General features: G+C 71.0%; 16 protein-coding genes, 1 rRNA gene and 1 pseudogene. 6 read left to right on the forward strand and 12 right to left on the reverse strand.

All coding sequences use genetic code 11. From position 1 onward, the window contains the following. From ABD999_RS43540 to ABD999_RS43570, 7 genes and pseudogenes are all read right to left on the reverse strand, one after another. Positions 1-219, reverse strand: a pseudogene (locus tag ABD999_RS43540) (hypothetical protein); the annotation flags it as partial. Between the two features lies 1 nt (position 220). Beyond that, entirely contained in the window at positions 221-1,210 is a 990-nt protein-coding gene (locus ABD999_RS43545) for a copper transporter (protein WP_219550049.1), read from the reverse strand. Beyond that, positions 1,207-2,403: a putative cytokinetic ring protein SteA gene (steA, locus tag ABD999_RS43550; protein WP_271279570.1), complete on the reverse strand. Its 1,197-nt coding sequence runs from the start codon at positions 2,401-2,403 to the stop codon at positions 1,207-1,209. The genes ABD999_RS43545 and steA overlap by 4 nt, the downstream gene beginning before the upstream one ends. 73 nt (positions 2,404-2,476) lie before the next feature. Beyond that, positions 2,477-4,189, reverse strand: a complete 1,713-nt coding sequence (recN, locus tag ABD999_RS43555; protein ID WP_148031241.1) for a DNA repair protein RecN — start codon at positions 4,187-4,189, stop codon at positions 2,477-2,479. A 95-nt stretch (positions 4,190-4,284) separates the two neighbouring features. Next, positions 4,285-5,184 (reverse strand): NAD kinase, encoded by a 900-nt coding sequence (locus tag ABD999_RS43560; protein WP_271279569.1) that lies wholly within the window; start codon positions 5,182-5,184, stop codon positions 4,285-4,287. Then, positions 5,181-5,993, reverse strand: a complete 813-nt coding sequence (locus tag ABD999_RS43565; RefSeq protein WP_271279568.1) for a TlyA family RNA methyltransferase — start codon at positions 5,991-5,993, stop codon at positions 5,181-5,183. The genes ABD999_RS43560 and ABD999_RS43565 overlap by 4 nt, the downstream gene beginning before the upstream one ends. After that, complete coding sequence (locus ABD999_RS43570; protein WP_271279567.1) at positions 5,990-6,148, reverse strand: hypothetical protein; 159 nt, start codon at positions 6,146-6,148, stop codon at positions 5,990-5,992. Before ABD999_RS43570 ends, ABD999_RS43565 begins: the two co-directional genes overlap by 4 nt. A 125-nt stretch (positions 6,149-6,273) precedes the next feature. Here ABD999_RS43570 and ABD999_RS43575 point away from each other — a divergent pair, with 125 nt between their 5' ends. Beyond that, on the forward strand, positions 6,274-6,621 hold the full coding sequence (locus tag ABD999_RS43575) for an SCP2 sterol-binding domain-containing protein (RefSeq protein ID WP_148031238.1): 348 nt from the start codon (positions 6,274-6,276) through the stop codon (positions 6,619-6,621). Positions 6,622-6,715: 94 nt separating this feature from the next. Here ABD999_RS43575 and ABD999_RS43580 read toward each other — a convergent pair whose 3' ends face one another. Continuing rightward, positions 6,716-7,687, reverse strand: a complete 972-nt coding sequence (locus ABD999_RS43580) for an HAD-IIA family hydrolase (RefSeq protein ID WP_271279566.1) — start codon at positions 7,685-7,687, stop codon at positions 6,716-6,718. Positions 7,688-8,507: 820 nt separating this feature from the next. Here ABD999_RS43580 and ABD999_RS43585 point away from each other — a divergent pair. After that, entirely contained in the window at positions 8,508-8,987 is a 480-nt protein-coding gene (locus ABD999_RS43585; RefSeq protein WP_271279565.1) for a GNAT family N-acetyltransferase, read from the forward strand. 13 nt (positions 8,988-9,000) lie between these two features. Here the strand turns inward: ABD999_RS43585 and ABD999_RS43590 are convergent, their stop codons facing one another. Next, entirely contained in the window at positions 9,001-9,423 is a 423-nt protein-coding gene (locus tag ABD999_RS43590; RefSeq protein WP_148031235.1) for a tetratricopeptide repeat protein, read from the reverse strand. 98 nt (positions 9,424-9,521) lie between these two features. Here ABD999_RS43590 and ABD999_RS43595 point away from each other — a divergent pair, with 98 nt between their 5' ends. Next, complete coding sequence (locus ABD999_RS43595) at positions 9,522-11,000, forward strand: DUF1015 domain-containing protein (protein WP_271279564.1); 1,479 nt, start codon at positions 9,522-9,524, stop codon at positions 10,998-11,000. 109 nt (positions 11,001-11,109) lie between these two features. Here ABD999_RS43595 and ABD999_RS43600 read toward each other — a convergent pair whose 3' ends face one another. Further along, positions 11,110-11,505, reverse strand: coding sequence for a single-stranded DNA-binding protein (locus ABD999_RS43600; RefSeq protein WP_271279563.1), 396 nt, complete (start codon positions 11,503-11,505; stop codon positions 11,110-11,112). Between the two features lie 109 nt (positions 11,506-11,614). Between ABD999_RS43600 and ABD999_RS43605 the strand changes: the two genes are divergently transcribed. Beyond that, positions 11,615-12,541, forward strand: coding sequence for an MBL fold metallo-hydrolase (locus ABD999_RS43605; RefSeq protein WP_271279562.1), 927 nt, complete (start codon positions 11,615-11,617; stop codon positions 12,539-12,541). Positions 12,542-12,596: 55 nt separating this feature from the next. Here ABD999_RS43605 and ABD999_RS43610 read toward each other — a convergent pair whose 3' ends face one another. Beyond that, entirely contained in the window at positions 12,597-13,904 is a 1,308-nt protein-coding gene (locus ABD999_RS43610) for a hypothetical protein (protein WP_345483290.1), read from the reverse strand. Here ABD999_RS43610 and ABD999_RS43615 point away from each other — a divergent pair. Together ABD999_RS43615 and ABD999_RS43620 are read left to right on the forward strand one after the other, a co-directional pair. Then, positions 13,842-14,930, forward strand: coding sequence for a hypothetical protein (locus tag ABD999_RS43615; protein ID WP_345483292.1), 1,089 nt, complete (start codon positions 13,842-13,844; stop codon positions 14,928-14,930). The two genes, ABD999_RS43610 and ABD999_RS43615, sit on opposite strands and share 63 nt — an antisense overlap. 739 nt (positions 14,931-15,669) lie before the next feature. Then, complete coding sequence (locus tag ABD999_RS43620; RefSeq protein WP_271279559.1) at positions 15,670-16,419, forward strand: SAM-dependent methyltransferase; 750 nt, start codon at positions 15,670-15,672, stop codon at positions 16,417-16,419. 214 nt (positions 16,420-16,633) lie between these two features. Here the strand turns inward: ABD999_RS43620 and rrf are convergent. Further along, positions 16,634-16,708 (reverse strand): 5S ribosomal RNA (gene rrf, locus ABD999_RS44080); the annotation flags it as partial.

A 16,708-nucleotide genomic window follows, 5' to 3' on the forward strand; every position in this document is an offset into this window, starting at 1 on the left:
GGGCAGGCCGGGCGCCAGCGCGGCCGCGGCGCTCGCCCAGGCCACGAACGCGGGCCCTTCGAGCAGCGTGATGGGCTCGCCGCGGTGGTTCTTGCGGGTCCAGCGGCTGGCGGGGTCGCCGCCCCCGCCTTGCGTACGGGTGAGCGCGGCGTAGGCGGCACGAGCCGCGGCGGCGCCGATCGCGGCGCCCGCGAGGGCGTAGAGCAGGCCACGGGCCATGTCAGCTCCCTGACTCGGTGGACGACGGGGCCGGGCTGGGTGTCACCGGCTGGAACGCCGTGGCTCCGGCGCCGGTGCCGTACTGGCCCACGCCCCCGGTCGCTTGCTCTCGCAGAGCGTAGACGATCACGACCTGGCCTTCAGGCATATCGACGTTGTCGACGCTGGAGACCCGCTTGGCGGTCTCGCTGTCGTCGCGCAGGGCGGTGATGGCGCCGCCCGGCGCGGCGGAGGTCGCGGCGGCGCCGGCCATCACGGCGCCCTTGCCGCCGGCGTCGATCCCGCCCGCCACCGACACGAGCGCCGCCGCCTGGCTTTCGGCGTTGTCCCCCTCGTACGGCGCGTCGGGCGAGTAGAGGACGGCGAGCGTGGCGCGGTTGAGCGGCTCGTCGTTGTCGTCGATGAAGTCGACGTCGATGAACCCGCCCGTCTGGAGGCCGTCGACGACGGCGGACGTCGCCTCGTTGGGGGTGCCGGCCAGCGCCGGGTCGGCGGTCATGAGGGTGGCGGCGAGCAGGGTGGCGGCCTTGTCGTGCACGGTGGCCGTGGTGGGGAAGGCCATCTCGGCGGGCTTGAGCTGGTTGACCAGGCCGTCGAGCACGCCGGCGCTCTTGGGGTCGAAGAACTTGTCGAGCAGCAGGAGCCGGCCGGTGACCTTCGCGCCAGCCTCGGCGAGCACCTGCTCGGTCAGCTCGCGATAGGTGGAGCTCGCGCCTGGCGCCTCCACCAGCAGCACCTGCTCACCGGCGAGCCCGCCCTGGACGAGCTGCGGGGTGAGGGTGGTGATGAACTCCTGGTGGACCTGCTCGCGCCCCTTCATCACGTCGAGTTCGCCGCGCAGCCCCTCGTTGGTCTGGGTGAGCTGACGCGTCATCTCGTTGGCCGTCTTGATCGCTGGATCCTGCAGCAGGTTCGTGCCGAGCACGATGCCGACGGCCAGCGCCAGGAAGATGGCGACGATGGAGACGAGGTGATAGCGGAAATCGATCACGAGAAGAGCCCGACCAACCAGAAGATGAACGCGTTCCAGACGTCTTGCAGGCCGTTCAGCCAGATCTGGCCGAGCGGTGAGGCGGAGAGAGCGACGCCCATGGTGACCAGCGCGGTGGCCGCCAGGAGCAACAGCTGGGAGGTGGTGATGCGACTGCGGTAGAGCATGCTGACGCCCTTGGCGTCGACGAGTCTACTGCCGACGCGCAGCCGGGTGAGAAACGTGCTCGCCATGCCGGAGCGGCCCTTGTCGAGGAACTCCTCCAGCGTGCCGTGGGTGCCGACGGCGACGATCAACTCGGCGCCCTTCTCGTCGGCCAGCAGCATGGCGATGTCCTCGCTGGTGCCGGTCGACGGGAAGACGACCGCCTCCTGGCCGAGCTGGTGGACCCGCTCCAGGCCGGGCGCCCGGCCGTCGCGATAGGCGTGCACGATCAGCTCGGCGCCGCAGGTGAGCGCCTTGGCGGAGACCGAGTCGAAGTCGCCGACGATGACGTCGGGCAGGTAGCCCGCCTCCAGCAGCGCGTCGGCGCCGCCGTCGACGCCGATCAGCACGGGACGGTACTCGCGCAGGTAGGGGCGGAGGGTGGCGATGTCTTCCTTGTAGTGGTAGCCGCGGACCACGATGAGCGCGTGCCTGCCCTCGATCTTGGTGCGGATGTCGGGCACGCCCACGCCGTCGATGAGCAGCTTGCCCTCGCCGCGGACGTACTCCATCGTGTTGACGGCGAACGCCTCGATCTGCACGGCCAGCCCGGCGCGGGCCTCGGCCATGGCCGCCTCGATGGACTCGGCCGTCTGCTCCTCGCCCTTGCCGACGACCTCGTCATCCAGGTAGACGATGCCCTCGTGGAGCCGGACGACGGCGCCGTCCTTGACCCGCTCGAACAGCTCCTGGCTGGCATTGTCGACGAACGGGATGCCGGCCTCGGCGATGATCTGGGGGCCCAGGTTGGGATAGCGGCCGCTGATGCCGGCGGCGATGTTGACCACGCCCGCCGCTCCGCACGCCACAAGGGCCTCCGCGCTGACCCGATCGACGTCGACGTGGTCGATGATGGCGATCTCGCCGGGCTGGAGGCGCTTGGTGAGCCTCTTGGTCCGCCGGTCGATCCTCGCCACACCGGTGACGCCGGGAAGGTCGTTGGCCTTCTTCGCGCGGAGGCCCGGCATCCTGTTCCCCGGAACCTTCATCAAGACCATCCTGCCAGAGCAAAAGACCGGGGAGGCCATGCATGACCGGGCGTGTCCGCTATGTCACACGGAATCACCTGTCGGCCGCCGCCAACCCTAGAAGTTCTTCTGCATGCGCTCTGCCCAGTTCGGAGTCCTCCAAGCCGGCCAGCATGCGCGACAGCTCGCGCACCCGCCCTTCGTGGTCGAGCGTGACGACGCCGCTGCGCACCACGCTGCCGTCGCCGGCCTTCTCCACCACCAGGTGCTGGTCGGCGAAGGCGGCGACCTGCGGCAGGTGGGTGACGACGACCACCTGGGCGGTGCGCGCCAGTCTGGCCAGCCTGCGCCCGATCTCCACCGCGGCCTTGCCGCCCACCCCCGCGTCGACCTCGTCGAAGACGAACGTGGGCACCGGGTCCGCGCCGGCGAACACGACCTCGATGGCGAGCATCACCCGGCTCAGCTCACCGCCGGAGGCGCCCTTGTTGAGCGGCAGCGGCGGCGCGGCGGGGTGGGCCGCCATGCGCAGCTCCACCTCGTCGACCCCGTCGGGGCCGAACTCGGCGGCCCTGGCGAGCTGGACGACGACCCGGGCGTGCGGCATCGCCAGCGCGGTCAGCTCCTCGGTGACGGCCTTGCCGAAGCGCTCGGCGGCGGCCTCGCGCACCCGGGTCAGCTCGCCGGCCAGCTCGGTCAGCCGTTCGGTCAGCTCGTCGTACTCGCGGGTGAGCTCGCCGACGCGGTCGTCGTCGCCTTCCAGCTCGGCCAGCCGGGCGGCCGCCTGCTGCGCCCAGGCCAGCACCGCGGCGCTGTCCTCGCCGTACTTGCGGATGAGGCCGGTGAGCACGGACCTGCGCTCCTGGACGGCGGCCAGCCGGGCGGGGTCGGATTCGACCGACTCGGCGTAGGAGGCCAGGTCGGTGGCCACGTCGGAGATCAGGTAGCCGGCCTCGGCCAGCCGGTCGGCGACGGCGGCCAGCGCGGGATCGTAGTCGCGGACCGCTTCGACGGCCGCGCGGGCCTCGCCGAGCAGCGAGATCACGTCGTGGGCGCCGCCGTCGGCCGCCTCCATGGGGTCGCCGAGCAGCGCGGTGTGGGCGCCGGTCGCGGCGGTGCGGAGGGCGTCGGCGTGGGAGAGCCGCTCCTCCTCCTCGCGCAGCGCGGCGTCCTCGCCGGGCTTGGGGTCGACCTTCTCGACCTCCTCCAGGCCGAACCTGAGCAGGTCGGCCTCCTGCGCGCGCTCCCTGGCCCTGGTGGTCAGCTCCTCGACCTGCGCGCCGACCTGCTTGTGGCGCTTGTAGGCCTGCTGGTAGGCCCGCAGGGGCTTGACCAGGTCGTTGCCGGCGTAGCGGTCGAGCGCGGCGCGCTGCCTGGCGGGCTGGAGCAGCCGCTGCTGGTCCATCTGGCCGTGCACGGCCACCAGGTCGTCGGCGAGGTAGGTCAGCGTGCCGACGGGCACGGAGCGGCCGCCGAGCCAGGCACGCGAGCGGCCCTCGGCGGAGACCGTCCGAGAGATGATCAGCTCGCCGTCCTCGGCCTGGCCGCCGATGTCCTCGACCTGCTGGGACACGCGGCCGCCCGGCTCGATGACGAGCGTGCCCTCGACGGTGGCCTTGTCGGCGCCCGGTCTGATACGGGACGGGTCGGCCCGGCCGCCGAACAGCAGCCCGAGGCCGGTGACGACCATCGTCTTGCCAGCGCCGGTCTCGCCGGTCACCACGTTGAAGCCCGGCGATAGCTCCAGCACGGCCTCATCGATGACACCGAGCCCCTGGATGCGGACCTCCTCGACCCTTGGTCGCACTGCCCACTCCCGTCACTTGCGAGAATACGATCAACCGCGCCGCGGCCCGAACACGTGTGCGTATGCGATCCTACGTGTTCGGCCCTTCAATTCATTCAGGGTCGCACCCTCCCACGCCAGCCCTGCACAGGTAGTTCGAACTTGGCGACCAGCCTGTCGGTGAAGGGGGCGCCGGTGCTCTCGACGCCGTGCAGCCGGGCCAGCAGCACCGGCTCGGCGCCGCGCCGCACCTCGACGCGGCTGCCGGAGGGCAGGTCGAAGCGGCGGCGGCCGTCGCACGACAGCACCCCGCCCGGGGTGTCGGGCAGGATCTCGACGGCGACCGTGGAGCGCGGCGAGATGACGAGCGGCCGGGCGAACAGGGCGTGGGCGCTGATCGGGACCATGAGCAGCGCCTCGACCTCCGGCCAGACCACGGGCCCACCGGCGGAGAACGCGTAGGCGGTGGACCCGGTCGGGGTGGCGCAGATCACGCCGTCGCAGCCCCAGCGTGACAGCGGCCGCCCGTCGATCTCCGCCACCACCTCCAGCATGCGCTCCTGCTTCTCGACGGTGACCTCGTTGAGCGCCCAGGTGTCGGCGATGACGTTGCCGTTCTGGCGGGCCAGCACGTCGATGGTCATGCGTTCCTCGACGTCGTAGCGGCCGGCGACCACGTCGTCGACGGCGTCGTCCAGGTCGGCGACCTCGGCCTCGGCGAGGAACCCGACGTGGCCCAGGTTCACGCCGAGCAGCGGGGTGCGGGTCGGCCTGGCCAGTTCGGCCGAGCGCAGCAGCGACCCGTCACCGCCGAGCACGATCATCACCTCGGCATCCTTGGCGGCGCTCGGCTCCGCGGGCACCACCTCCACGCCTTTCGCGCCGACCTCGCCGGCCTCCACGTCGAGGACCCGTACGCGCAGGCCCGCGTCGAGCAGCCGCCGGATGACCAGGCGGGCGCTCTCGACGGCGGCCTCGCGGCCGGTGTGGACGGTGACCAGGACGGTCCGGTTCATTGCGGCCCTTCCGCGACGGCCCGCCGGATCTCGTGCTCGAGGTCGGCGACCGGCGGCTCGCCCTCCCCCTTGCCCAACCACAGCAGGTACTCGACGTTGCCCGACGGCCCGGGCAGCGGGCTGTAGGTGACGCCGCGCACGGCCAGCCCCAGCCGCGCCGCCTCGGCCGCGGCCGCGCGCACGGCCCCCGCCCGCAGCTCGGGGTCGCGCACCACCCCGCCCGCGCCGACGAGGTCCTTGCCCACCTCGAACTGCGGCTTGACCAGCATCACGAAGTCGGCCCGCGGCGCCGCGACGGCGGCCAGCGCGGGCAGCACGAGCCGCAGCGAGATGAACGACAGGTCGCCGACGACCAGCGTGGGCGGCTCGCCGACGAGATCCGGAGTGAGGTCGCGGACGTTGACCCGCTCCATCACCGTGACCCGCTCGTCGGTGCGCAGCGACCAGGCGAGCTGGCCGTAGCCGACGTCGACGGCGAGCACGTGCGCCGCGCCGCGGCGCAGCAGCACGTCGGTGAACCCGCCGGTGGACGCGCCGGCGTCGAGGCAGCGCCGCCCTTCGACGGTGAGGCTCCCGAACGTGTCGAGCGCCCCGATGAGCTTGTGGGCGCCGCGCGAGACGTAGTCGGGGCCGTCCTGGGACTCGGCGACGACGACGGCGGCGGCGGTGTCGACCTGGGTGGCCGGCTTGGCCGCCCGCCGTCCGCCCACGGTGACGCGGCCCGCCTCGATGAGCTGGACCGCCTGCTCCCGGGAGCGGGCGAGCCCGCGCCGCACGAGCTCGCTGTCGAGCCGGACTCTGCGGCTCACTGGGCGTCCACGGCGCCCAGCGCGGCCTCCAGCCCGGAGAACGCCTCTTCGAACACCGCCACGTGATCGCTCACCGGCAGGCCCGACAGCCGGCCCAGCCCGGCGAGGACCGCGTCGACCCGCGCGTCGCCGGTCTCCTCTGGCAGCTCACTCATGACTCGACGGTAACGCCTCGGGCGAGCGCGCGGGACCTTGGCAGGCGTGTCACGCGTTGAAGGGTCATACGGGGCGCTCGGTGTGGAACGCTACCGACCGTAAAGGAAGTAGAAAGGGAGCGATCATGGCAAGCGTCGAGGAGTGCCGGGCGGCACTGGTCAAGCTCGTCGCGCAGTTCGACGAGATCGACGAGGAGGACCGTGCCAGGCATGTGGTCGAGCGCACGGTCAGCTGCCGCGTCTCCGATCTCGACGTGACCTTCCACGGACGCCTGCACCACGGGGGCCTGGACCCGTTCCTGGAGGCGCCGCCGGCCGACGGCAGGCCGGCCGACGTGAAGCTGACGATCGTCAGCGACGACCTCGTGGCGCTGGTCGACGGAGAGCTGGATCTGGCCCGTGCGCTGCTCGGCGGCCGGGTGAGGATCGACGCCAGCTTCGGCGACCTGCTCCGCCTGCGCCGGCTCCTCTGACCGAGCCGCCCGCCCGCTCACCGCAGGCGGCGTGGCCGGTCCGGGTCGCGCCCTCCGCCGATCACCGGATCAGCCGATCGTCCCGAGCACCGGATCAGCCGATCCGATCGAGCACCGGCTTGACCGCGTCCTCCTCGGCGGGGCTGTCCCCCGCCGCCGCCCACGCCGCGTCGCACGCCGCCCTCAGCCCGTCGATCCGGCTCCCGTCGCCGTCGAGCCGCAGCGTCCCGTCCACCCAGCGGGCCCGCCACCCGCCGCACGCCCCGTCCCGCACTTCCGGGTACGGGGCCAGCAGGCCGGACAGATCCTCTGCCACGTACGTCGGCCGCTGGTGCGGCGGCGCGGTGAGCACGTCGAGCGGCTTGGCCACCCCCGTGAACACCAGCAGCCCGTCGACGCCCGCGTTCCGCGCCCCCTCGATGTCGGTGTCGAGCCGGTCGCCGACCACCAGCGGCCGCCGCGCCCCCGTACGGATCATCGACTCCCGGTGCAGCGGCGGATCAGGCTTCCCCGCGTAGAGCGGCTCCACCCCGGTCGCCGACGCGATCACCCGCGACATCGCCCCGTTGCCCGGCACCTCGCCGCGCCCGGTGGGCATGGTCGAGTCGCGGTTGGCGGCCACGAACAGCGCCCCCTGCCGCACCGCCAGCGCCCCTTCGGCCAGCAGCCCGTACGACAGCCCCGCCCACATCCCCTGGACCACGGCCGCGGGCCCCTCGGCCGCCGCCGTGACGGGCCTCAGCCCCTGCCCGCGCACGGCCATCCGCAGCCCGGCCCCGCCGACGACCAGCACCTTCGCCCCCGCCGGCACCCGCTCGGCCACCACCCGCGCCGCCGCCTGCGCCGACGTCACCACGTCGTCCCGCTCGGCGGGAACCCTCAGCTCCCGCAGATGGGCGGCGATGGCGGCAGGCGTCCTGGAGGCGTTGTTCGTCACATACGCCAGCCTCACCCCGCGCCGCCCCGCCTCCTCCAGCGCCTCGGCCGCGCCGCGCACGGCCCGCGGCCCTAGGTACACGACGCCATCGAGGTCGAGCAGCAGGGTGTCGTAACCGTCGATCAGCACCGCGCCTCTTTCCGTCTCCGGCTCACATCCTGTGAGACTCTAGCCCGCCGCCCCACCGCCACGTCCGCGCCCATACCCCCGCGAATCCCCTTCCCCCCGCGGGTCCCGTTCCCGTATCCCCGTGAATCCCATTCCCGCACACCTGCCACCCCGACCGGCTGCCCAAGACCACGGCCGCAGAGCTCCTGCCACCGGACGCCCAGAACCACATGAGACCGCCCACAGGCCCATGCGACGCCGTCGAGCCCCGCCTCGGGAGACCCACCGTGGAGATCTGCTGCCGGCCCCACTCCACGACCGACTCAGAGGTCGACACACAACACCCCAGGTCCCGCAGTGGAACCCCACCCGGGAGACCGCTGTGAGGGATCTCCGTACAGATCCACTTTGGAGATCCGCCACGCTGATCCGACATGCAGACGCACCGCACAGACCTGTCACGTGGACCGCCGCGCGGACCCGCCACGCGGACCCGCCACGAAAACCTGTCACGCGGACCCACTCGCTCAGAGCCGCCACGCAGAGCCGCCGCACAGACGCACCGCGCAGAGCCGCCACCCAGACTCACCGCCCAGACGCATCTCGCAGACCCGCCACCCAGACTCACCGCCTAGACCCGCCATGCAGACACCCTGCAGATCTGCCGTGGACAGTGCCGCGAGGCGCGCTGCTCTTACCGTCAGTCACGTCCGACCCGCCGAGGCCGCACGCCGAACGGTGCACTCATCCCCGGTGGCGAGTTCCCCTGGAGAGGCCGTCATGCAGCGACAGGAGCTCTAACGGGCTGCGTGACGGCGATGACACGTGTTTCCTGGATGGTGTGACGGTTCTTCGTACCAACCGGCTGGAACTACTCCCGGCCGGTCAGGCCGACCTGGACATCCTGGTCGCGCACTGGAACCAGCCGGAAGTGAGGCGGTACCTGTTCGACGACCGGGAGGTCTCCGCCGAACTCGCCGCCACGCTCCTCGCCGACAGCGCTGACGACTTTACCGAACACGGGTACGGCCTGTGGAAGGCATACCTACGGGACGAGCTCGTCGGCGTGTGCGGCCTTCGCCGGCACGACAGCGGCCAGGTGGAGATCGTCTACAGCCTCGAACCCGCCCGCTGGGGCTCCGGCCTGGCCACCGAGGCCGCCCTCGCCGTCCTGGAGACGGGCCGGCGAGCGGGCCTCAAGGAGATCCTGCTGGAGACCGACGAGGGCAACGTCGCCTCCCAGCGCCTGGCCCGGCGCCTGGGCGCCGTGCCCAGGGGCGGTGCGGACGGCATACTCCAGTACGTGATCAGCCCTCCGTGACGGCAGCCGCGCCTCACATGTCCCTCCGGGCCTTTAAGGTGGCCCGGACGCTGCGCAACGCCGACACGTAGTTGCGGTCGTCGGGCCGCATGGCGACGGCGATCGCCAGCGGCTCCTGGGCCGCCTCGATGTCGCCGGTCCGCCACAGCGACAGCCCCAACCCGAAGTACGCGTAATCCTCCGTCGGGTTGTCGTCCACGATCCACTGGAAACTGCTGGCCGCTTCCGCGTACCGGCGGGAGTTGAACTGGGCCCGTGCCAGCGCCTCCCTGATGCTGCGCGAATCCGGCTCCGCGTCGGCGGCACGCTCCAGCAGCGCGGCGGCGGCTGCGGGGCTGCCCTCCTTCAAGAGCTTCACACCCCGCTGGTACCAGTCGTACACGTCACCCTGGGGGGTGCCGGGGGAATCTGCGCGGCCGTCGGCACCTTCCATCATGCGTGAGCCCTCCTACATCGGCATACGACGGAGTTACGGAATCGGATCCCAGCGGGGCATTGAGGCGACTACGGGAAGACTCGGGCGTTTATGGCAACATGCCCGGTATGGGGAATTCTGAACTGCCGATACCGGACGGGCTGATCCTTCGCCCGTTCCGGGGCGTCCGCTTCGCCGTAGACGATCCCGCCAAGGTGACCTCCCCGCCTTACGACCTGATCTCCGACGGCGATGTGAGCGCCCTGCTGGACGCTCATCCCAACAACGTCGTCCGTCTCATCGTTCCCGGCAGACCCGGCACTGATGCTCAGAAGCCCCCTTCCGATCCCTCTACCCCTACAGACCAGAACACCATTAACTCTGACATTCCTCTCGTTTCCTCCCAAAGCCGGATCCAAGTCTCGCCCAATTCCAGGTATCAGGAGGCGAGACGAACGCTGGAAGCGTGGCTCGCATCCGGTGTCCTCGTCCCCGACGAGCAGCCGGCGCTCTACGTGTACGAGCAGCGAGGCCCAGGGGTGCTGCAGCGCGGCATCATCGGCGACGTCTGCCTCCCGGATCCGGCGCAGCGCATCATCCTGCCGCACGAGGACGTGCTACCCGGCCCCATCACCGACCGCCTGGCCCTCATGAGCACCACCCAGGCCAACCTCGAACCCATCTTCCTCCTCTACAACGGCCAGGACGGCGCGGCGACCCGCCTCGTGGACGAGGTGGCCACCCACCGCGAGCCCCTGGTCACCGCGCACACCGAGGACGGCCTCACCCACCGGCTCTGGGCGGTCACCGACGACGCGGAGATAGCCGCCGTCAACGCCGACCTCCATCCCCGCCAGGCCCTCATCGCCGACGGCCATCACAGGTACGCGACGTACCGCATGCTCCAGCGCCGCGAACACGCCCTGCACGCCGAACCCACCGGACCCGGCCACCCCGCCCAGGACGGGATCCCCTCGAACGGCCGTGAGGACGACGGCCGAGGCGCTCAGGACTCGGAGCAGGTCAAGCGGAGCCCGTGGGACTTCGGCCTGGCGTTGCTCGTGGACACCGACGCGTACCCGCCCGACCTCAAGGCCATCCATCGCGTCATCCCCGGGCTCCCGCTTGAGGAGGCGGTGGCCAGGGCCAAGGGCTCGTGGCGCGTACAGGATCTCAGCGACCTCGACGAGGGCCTCCACGCGCTCCACCACACCGAAGGCCCGGCCTTCCTGCTGGCCTGCGAGAACGGCGCGCACCTCCTCACCAGCCCCGACCCGCTGCAGCTCGCGCAGGCCATGCCGGCGGACCGCTCGGCCCGGTGGAACTCGCTGAACACCTCCATCCTCACCGAGTTCGTCCTGCCCAAGGTGTGGGGCCTGCGCGACGACGAGGAGACGGTGCGGATCGTGCACCACGACCCGCACGCCGCCGTGCAGCTCGCCGCCGCCACGGGTGGCACCGCCGTGATCCTCAGGCCGCTGGACGTCGCCGACGTCCTCGCGGTGGCGTCGGGCGGCGAGCGGGTGCCGCGCAAGTCGACCTCCTTCGGCCCCAAGCCCCGCACGGGCCTGGTCCTGCGAACCTTCGCCATCCGCTGACCGTTCTCCCCCGTCACGAGCACCGACGGCGGAGAGCACCGGCCCGTCACGGACGGCCCGCCGAGCGGACCGCCCATCACGGACGGCGCGCCGAACGGACCGCCCGGCGTCAGCCCGCCGCGGCGAGGACGGCGACCGGGCGGGGCGCGGAAGGGACCGGCGGTTCGCCGGGCTCGCCCGCCGGGAGGGGGTCGGCCTCGATGACCCTGACCGTGGCCACCTCGACCTCGTAGGCCCAGACCTTGCCCGACGCCGGACCGAAGACACGGCAACGGAAGGCACCGCTGACCTCCATGGCGTCACGGGGTCGGAGAGTGTGGAGGACGTCGGCCACCTCCTGGTTGAAGCTGACGCACGGAATGCTGTCGGTGACCATGCCGTCCCGCCTGTGCCTGCGGCGGCGCACCAGCAGCCGCCACTTCGTCATGGTGTCGCCGCTCGGCAGACTCCGGTCTTCGACTGCCGCGGACAGCCGTCCCACCAGCAAGACCTCGTTGCGGTCCACTGTCGTCCTCCCATTGGTGATCGGGTGGAGATCACTCTCTACGATGTGAGGAAGTCCAGTTCGGCTCGAACGCCGTTCTGGGGATAGCGGACACGGCTCTGGAGTGCCTGTGGACAACATCACCGCCCTGGGCGGCGACGTCTATGAGATCGACACGAAGATGGCCGGATACTCAGGTATCACCGCCGGTTACCTCATCCTGGGTGATCGTCCCTGCCTGGTCGAAACGGGGACATCCACCTCGGCCCCCGTCGTGCGTGACGCGCTCGCGTCGCTGGGCGTCGGCCCGGACGATCTGGCCACCGTCGTGGTCACGCACATTCATCTCGACCACGCGGGCGGGGTGGGAGACATCGCCAAGTTCTTCCCGTCCGCGCAGGTCGTCGTGCACGAGAAGGGCGCCCGGCATCTGGCCGAACCGGCCAGGCTGATGGCCAGCGCCAGAATGGTGTGGGGAGACCGCCTGGACACGCTGTTCGGCGAGCTCTCCCCCACCGAGGCCGAACGCATCGTCGCCCTCGGCGACACCGGCGCCATCGACCTCGGCAACGGCAGGACGCTGAGCAGCCACTACTCTCCCGGCCATGCCAAGCACCACGTAGGGCTGATCGACTCCGCCACCGGTGACCTGTATGTCGGCGACGCCGCGGGCGTCTATCTGCCGCAGACCGGCGATCTCCGCCCGGCCACCCCGCCTCCGGACTTCGACCTGCAGACCGCCCTCGACTCGATCGCCCTGTTCCAGGCATTGCAGCCACAACGGCTGCTGTTCAGCCATTACGGGCCGGTCGACGCGGTACGCGACACGCTCGACCGATCCGCTGAGGAGCTGCGCATCTGGGTGGACCTCACCCGCCAGGCCCACGCCGAAGGCTTGGACCTGGACCACGCCGTGGCCATGGTGCGGGACCGTACCAGAGAGCGCTACCAGGCGCTGGTCGGCGACGACGAGACGGCCGAGCAGTTCGAGCTGCTCAGCGGCGCCCCGTCGAACGTCGCCGGCATCCTCCACTGGCTGGACCGCGTCTCCCCGTGAACGCGACCTCGGGTACGCACTCGCCAGAACGGGAGTGCGTACCCGAGAACGTCACCTACTCGGACTGCTTGCCGGGTTCGTCCCCAGCATGGTCACCGAAGTCCGGCTCGATGAAGGACGGGGAGATCGGCACCGATGAAGCGCCGCCCTGCTTTCCGTGCTCGGCATCCGTCGGTGCGTCCGGCTCGCCCGCTACGGGCTCGCCCGTCTGACCGGGTCGTGCCGCCCCGCCGGTTCGCTTGGACGACGCGCCCCCGGCCTGCTCAGGCGACGTACCCGCCTCCTCCCGAGCCCGCCCGGGCGACATGGCCGAGGTGCTCTCACCCTCAGCCCGCTCAGGCGACGTAGCGACACTCTCGTCCCCGGCGCGCTCGGCAGACGTACCCGCCTCCCGAGGCTGCCCCGGCGACGTGGCCGCGTCGCTCTCGCCCTCAGCCCGCTCGGCCGACGTACCTGCCTCCCCCCGAGCCTGCTCGGGGGACGTGGCCGAGTCGCTGTCGTCCCCGGACTGCTCAGGCGACGCAGCCGGGACGCTCTCGGCCTGCTCACGGCGGTTGTCCGCGCCGGGCCGCTCGGACGACCTGCCCTGCTCGGCGTCATGGTCGGCCTCTTCAGCACGCGGCGCGTCCGGCTCCGCCTCGCTGCCGGCCTTGCCGGCATCCTGCGCGGCCGGTCCGGCGTCACGAGCTTCCGGTTCGCCTTCGCCGCCGGCCTCCGTGGATGCCTCGGAAGCGGCGTCCCCCGGGGACACGAAGTCCTCGTCGTAGCCTTCCTCGACGTCCTCGATCGTCGCGCCGGTCAGCTCGGCGTACCGCTCGGCGGCGTCCGTCTCGCCGTCCTCGTCGAACGCCACCGCCCTGCCGAACCAGTCCACCGCCGCGTCGTGGTGTCCCGCTTCCTCCAGCGCGTCGGCGTACGCGAACGCCAGGCGCGCCGACCACGGACGGGGCTGCGGGTCGCGCAGCTCCGGAAGCCGCTGGAGCGTGATGACCGCCGCGTCGTGCTGGCCGAGATCGCGACGCGCCCCCGACTCCACGATCGTCAGCTCGATCCGCCCGGCCCGGTCAAGCCGCTCGGCCTCCGGCGAGCGCACCAGGTCGAGCGCCCGTTCCGGACGTCCCATCCCGCGCTCGCAGTCCGCCATGACGGGCAGGTACGCCTCCGAACCGGTCATCCTCCTGGCCGCGCGCAGATCGCTCAACGCCTCGCTGAAGTGTCCGGCCCGGTACGCGACGATGCCGGCCGCCTCCCGTACGACACCGATCCTGGCCGCGAACCTGCGCGCCACCTTGGTGTGTTCGTGAGCCTTGTCGGGATCGTCCTCTTCGAGGGCGCGCTCGGCGGCGAGGAGGTGCCGGCCCACCAGCTCGGCAAGATCCGTGGGCAGGGACCGCAGCTCCTCGCGCACCTCCTTGTCGAGGTCGTCGGCGCTGATGTCGGGCGCGACCTCAGGCAGCGGCTCGCGCTGCGGCCGGTCACCCTCGCGGTCGTCCCTGCCGAAGCGGGCGCGAGTGCCAGGCCGCTCCTCCCGCGAGAACGGACGCGAGCCCCCCTCACGGCGCGGGCCACGGTCGTCACGCCGGGGTCCGCGATCGTCGCGATCCCTGAAGGGACGGCGCTCACCCTCGCTCCTGGAGCCGCGATCGTCGCGATCCCGGTACGGACGACGCTCATCACGATCCCTGGGAGGACGACTCTCGTCCCGATCGCGGTACGGGCGACGCTCCCCACGATCCTGATAGGACGGGCGGTCACCCCGGTCCTGATAGGGGCGACGCTCGCCACGATCCTGATCCGGCCGACGGTCCCCACGGTCTTGGTAGGGCCGACGCTCGCCTCGGTCCTGGTAGGAGGGACGGTCACCCCGGTCCTGATAGGGCCGACGCTCCCCACGATCCTGGTAGGACGGACGATCCCCACGGTCCTGGTAAGGGCGACGCTCGCCACGATCCTGATCCGGCCGACGGTCCCCACGGTCCTGATAGGGCCGACGCTCGCCTCGGTCCTGGTAGGAGGGACGGTCACCCCGGTCCTGATAGGGCCGACGCTCCCCACGATCCTGATGGGACGGACGATCCCCCCGGTTCTGGTAAGGGCGACGCTCGCCACGGTCCTGGTAGGACGGGCGGTCCCCACGATCTTGGTACGGCCGACGCTCCCCACGATCCTGATAGGACGGACGGTCCCCACGATCCTGGTGCGGCCGACGGTCACCCCGGTCCTGGTAGGACGGGCGGTCTCCCCGGTCCTGATAGGGGCGACGCTCGCCACGGTCCTGGTAAGAGGGACGGTCCCCACGATCTTGGTACGGCCGACGCTCCCCACGATCCTGATAGGACGGACGATCCCCCCGGTCCTGGTAGGGCCGACGTTCGTCTCTGTCCCTTGACGGGCCACGCTGGGAGCCGCGGTCGTCCCGATCACGGAAGGGACGACGGTCGCCCTCACCACGCGGGCCACGGTCGTCCCGATCCCGGAACGACCGGCGCTCGCCGCTGTAACCACGCTCCTGCCGAGGACCGCGGTCATCACGGTCCCGGTACGGCCGGCTCTCGCCACGATCTCCGGAAGGACGACCTTCGTCACGATCCCGATAGGAACGGCGGTCGTCGCCCTCACGGCGATCCCGGTAACCCCCGGCGCCGCGCGGCCCGCGATCGTCGCGGTCGCGGAACGGCCGGCCGCTACCGCCTTCGCCCCGCCCCTGGCCTTCCCGGCCTCGGTCCTGATAGGAACGCCTGTCGCCGCCTGAACGGAACGGACGGTCTCGATCGTCGCGCCCGCGGGAACCGGATCCGCCGTTCCTGTCGCCATGCGAGCGCTCGCCCCCGTTATCGCCGCGCCCGCGCTGCTCGCCGTCCGATCCGCTATCTCTGTTCACTTCTGGTCCATTTCGTTGGCTCACTCAGCGAGCCTCTATTACCCGTACGGGCCCGCCGTGGCTGGTCGCCGCCCATCCCGGGCCTTACGCGACGAAGGCCACCCGTGGTTGGGGTGGCCCGGTACTCCCCCAGCCTAGCAAGCCGGGGCATGTCCGGAACCCGCACGGCCGACCCGAAGCCGCCGGTCATCCGAGTGACCTGCATATTGAGTGGCAGGGCCGAGACAGCTTCCGTGAGACTGACCCCATGTCTCTGCGCTTCCATGAAATAGCCGAAGCCCGTCACCGCATACTCAATCCGCTCACCGATGACAAGCTCGATCTGCTGGGCGAGATCTGCCGTGTCGACGCGGGAACGCGGCAACTCGACCTGGCGTGCGGCAAGGGCGAAATGTTGAATCGCTGGTCCGCCCGTTACGGCCATCAGGGCATCGGCGTCGACATCAGCAAGGTGTTCCTGGAAGCGGCGAGAGATCGCGCCGGTGAACTGGAGGTCGCCGACCGCGTACAGTTCGTCGAAGCGGACGCCGGCACATACGACGCCGAACCGGAAGCGTTCGACATCGTGTCCTGCATCGGCGCGACCTGGATCGGCGGCGGCCTTTCCGGCACCCTCGACCTGATGCGCCGCCCCCTCCGCCGTGACGGGCTCGCCCTGGTGGGAGAGTGCTACTGGACGGCCCCGCCCCCGCCCGAAGCGGTGCGGGCCCTCTCTCTGGAGGAGGATACCTTCACCTCTCTTTCCGGTACGGGAGAGCGTTTCGAGCAGGCGGGATTCGAGCTGCTGGAAATGGTGCTGGCCAGCCCGGACAGCTGGGATCGGTACGTGGCGAGCCAGTGGTGGACGATAAGCGACTGGCTTCGCGCCAACCCCGGAGATCCCGACGCCGACGCCATGCGTGAGTTCCTGACGACGGCCAGGCGTTCACATCTGGAGTACGGGCGGGAGTATCTGGGCTGGGGCGTCTTCGTACTCCGCCAGGAGGCGACCTCCTGAAACAGAAAAGGGCCTCGGCAAGCATGCCGAGGCCCCAGAAAACAAGAAAAGCCCCGAGGGCCGAAGCCTCGAAACCCCCATAAACAAAAAAGGCCCGAAGCTGTAGCCTCAGGGCTCACCCACAAGAAAAGCCCCCAAGACCGAAGCCTCGAAGCCCTCATAAACAAGGAAAGGCCCCGACAGAAACTGTCGGGGCCCTTCCCATATGAAAATTGTCCGGCGGTGACCTACTCTCCCACACCCTCCCGAGTGCAGTACCATCGGCGCAGAGAAGCTTAACTTCCGGGTT

The sequence above is a fragment of the Nonomuraea ferruginea genome (assembly GCF_039540635.1).
GTDB classification, from domain to species: domain Bacteria; phylum Actinomycetota; class Actinomycetes; order Streptosporangiales; family Streptosporangiaceae; genus Nonomuraea; species Nonomuraea ferruginea.

Bases quoted from the DNA above. Each gene is read 5' to 3' on its own strand.
- steA (WP_271279570.1), bottom strand. From the start codon at position 2,403: ATGAAGGTTCCGGGGAACAGGATGCCGGGCCTCCGCGCGAAGAAGGCC.
- ABD999_RS43560 (WP_271279569.1), bottom strand. From the start codon at position 5,184: ATGAACCGGACCGTCCTGGTCACCGTCCACACCGGCCGCGAGGCCGCC.
- ABD999_RS43570 (WP_271279567.1), bottom strand. From the start codon at position 6,148: ATGAGTGAGCTGCCAGAGGAGACCGGCGACGCGCGGGTCGACGCGGTC.
- ABD999_RS43575 (WP_148031238.1), top strand. From the start codon at position 6,274: ATGGCAAGCGTCGAGGAGTGCCGGGCGGCACTGGTCAAGCTCGTCGCG.
- ABD999_RS43590 (WP_148031235.1), bottom strand. From the start codon at position 9,423: ATGATGGAAGGTGCCGACGGCCGCGCAGATTCCCCCGGCACCCCCCAG.
- ABD999_RS43595 (WP_271279564.1), top strand. From the start codon at position 9,522: ATGCCCGGTATGGGGAATTCTGAACTGCCGATACCGGACGGGCTGATC.
- ABD999_RS43620 (WP_271279559.1), top strand. From the start codon at position 15,670: ATGTCTCTGCGCTTCCATGAAATAGCCGAAGCCCGTCACCGCATACTC.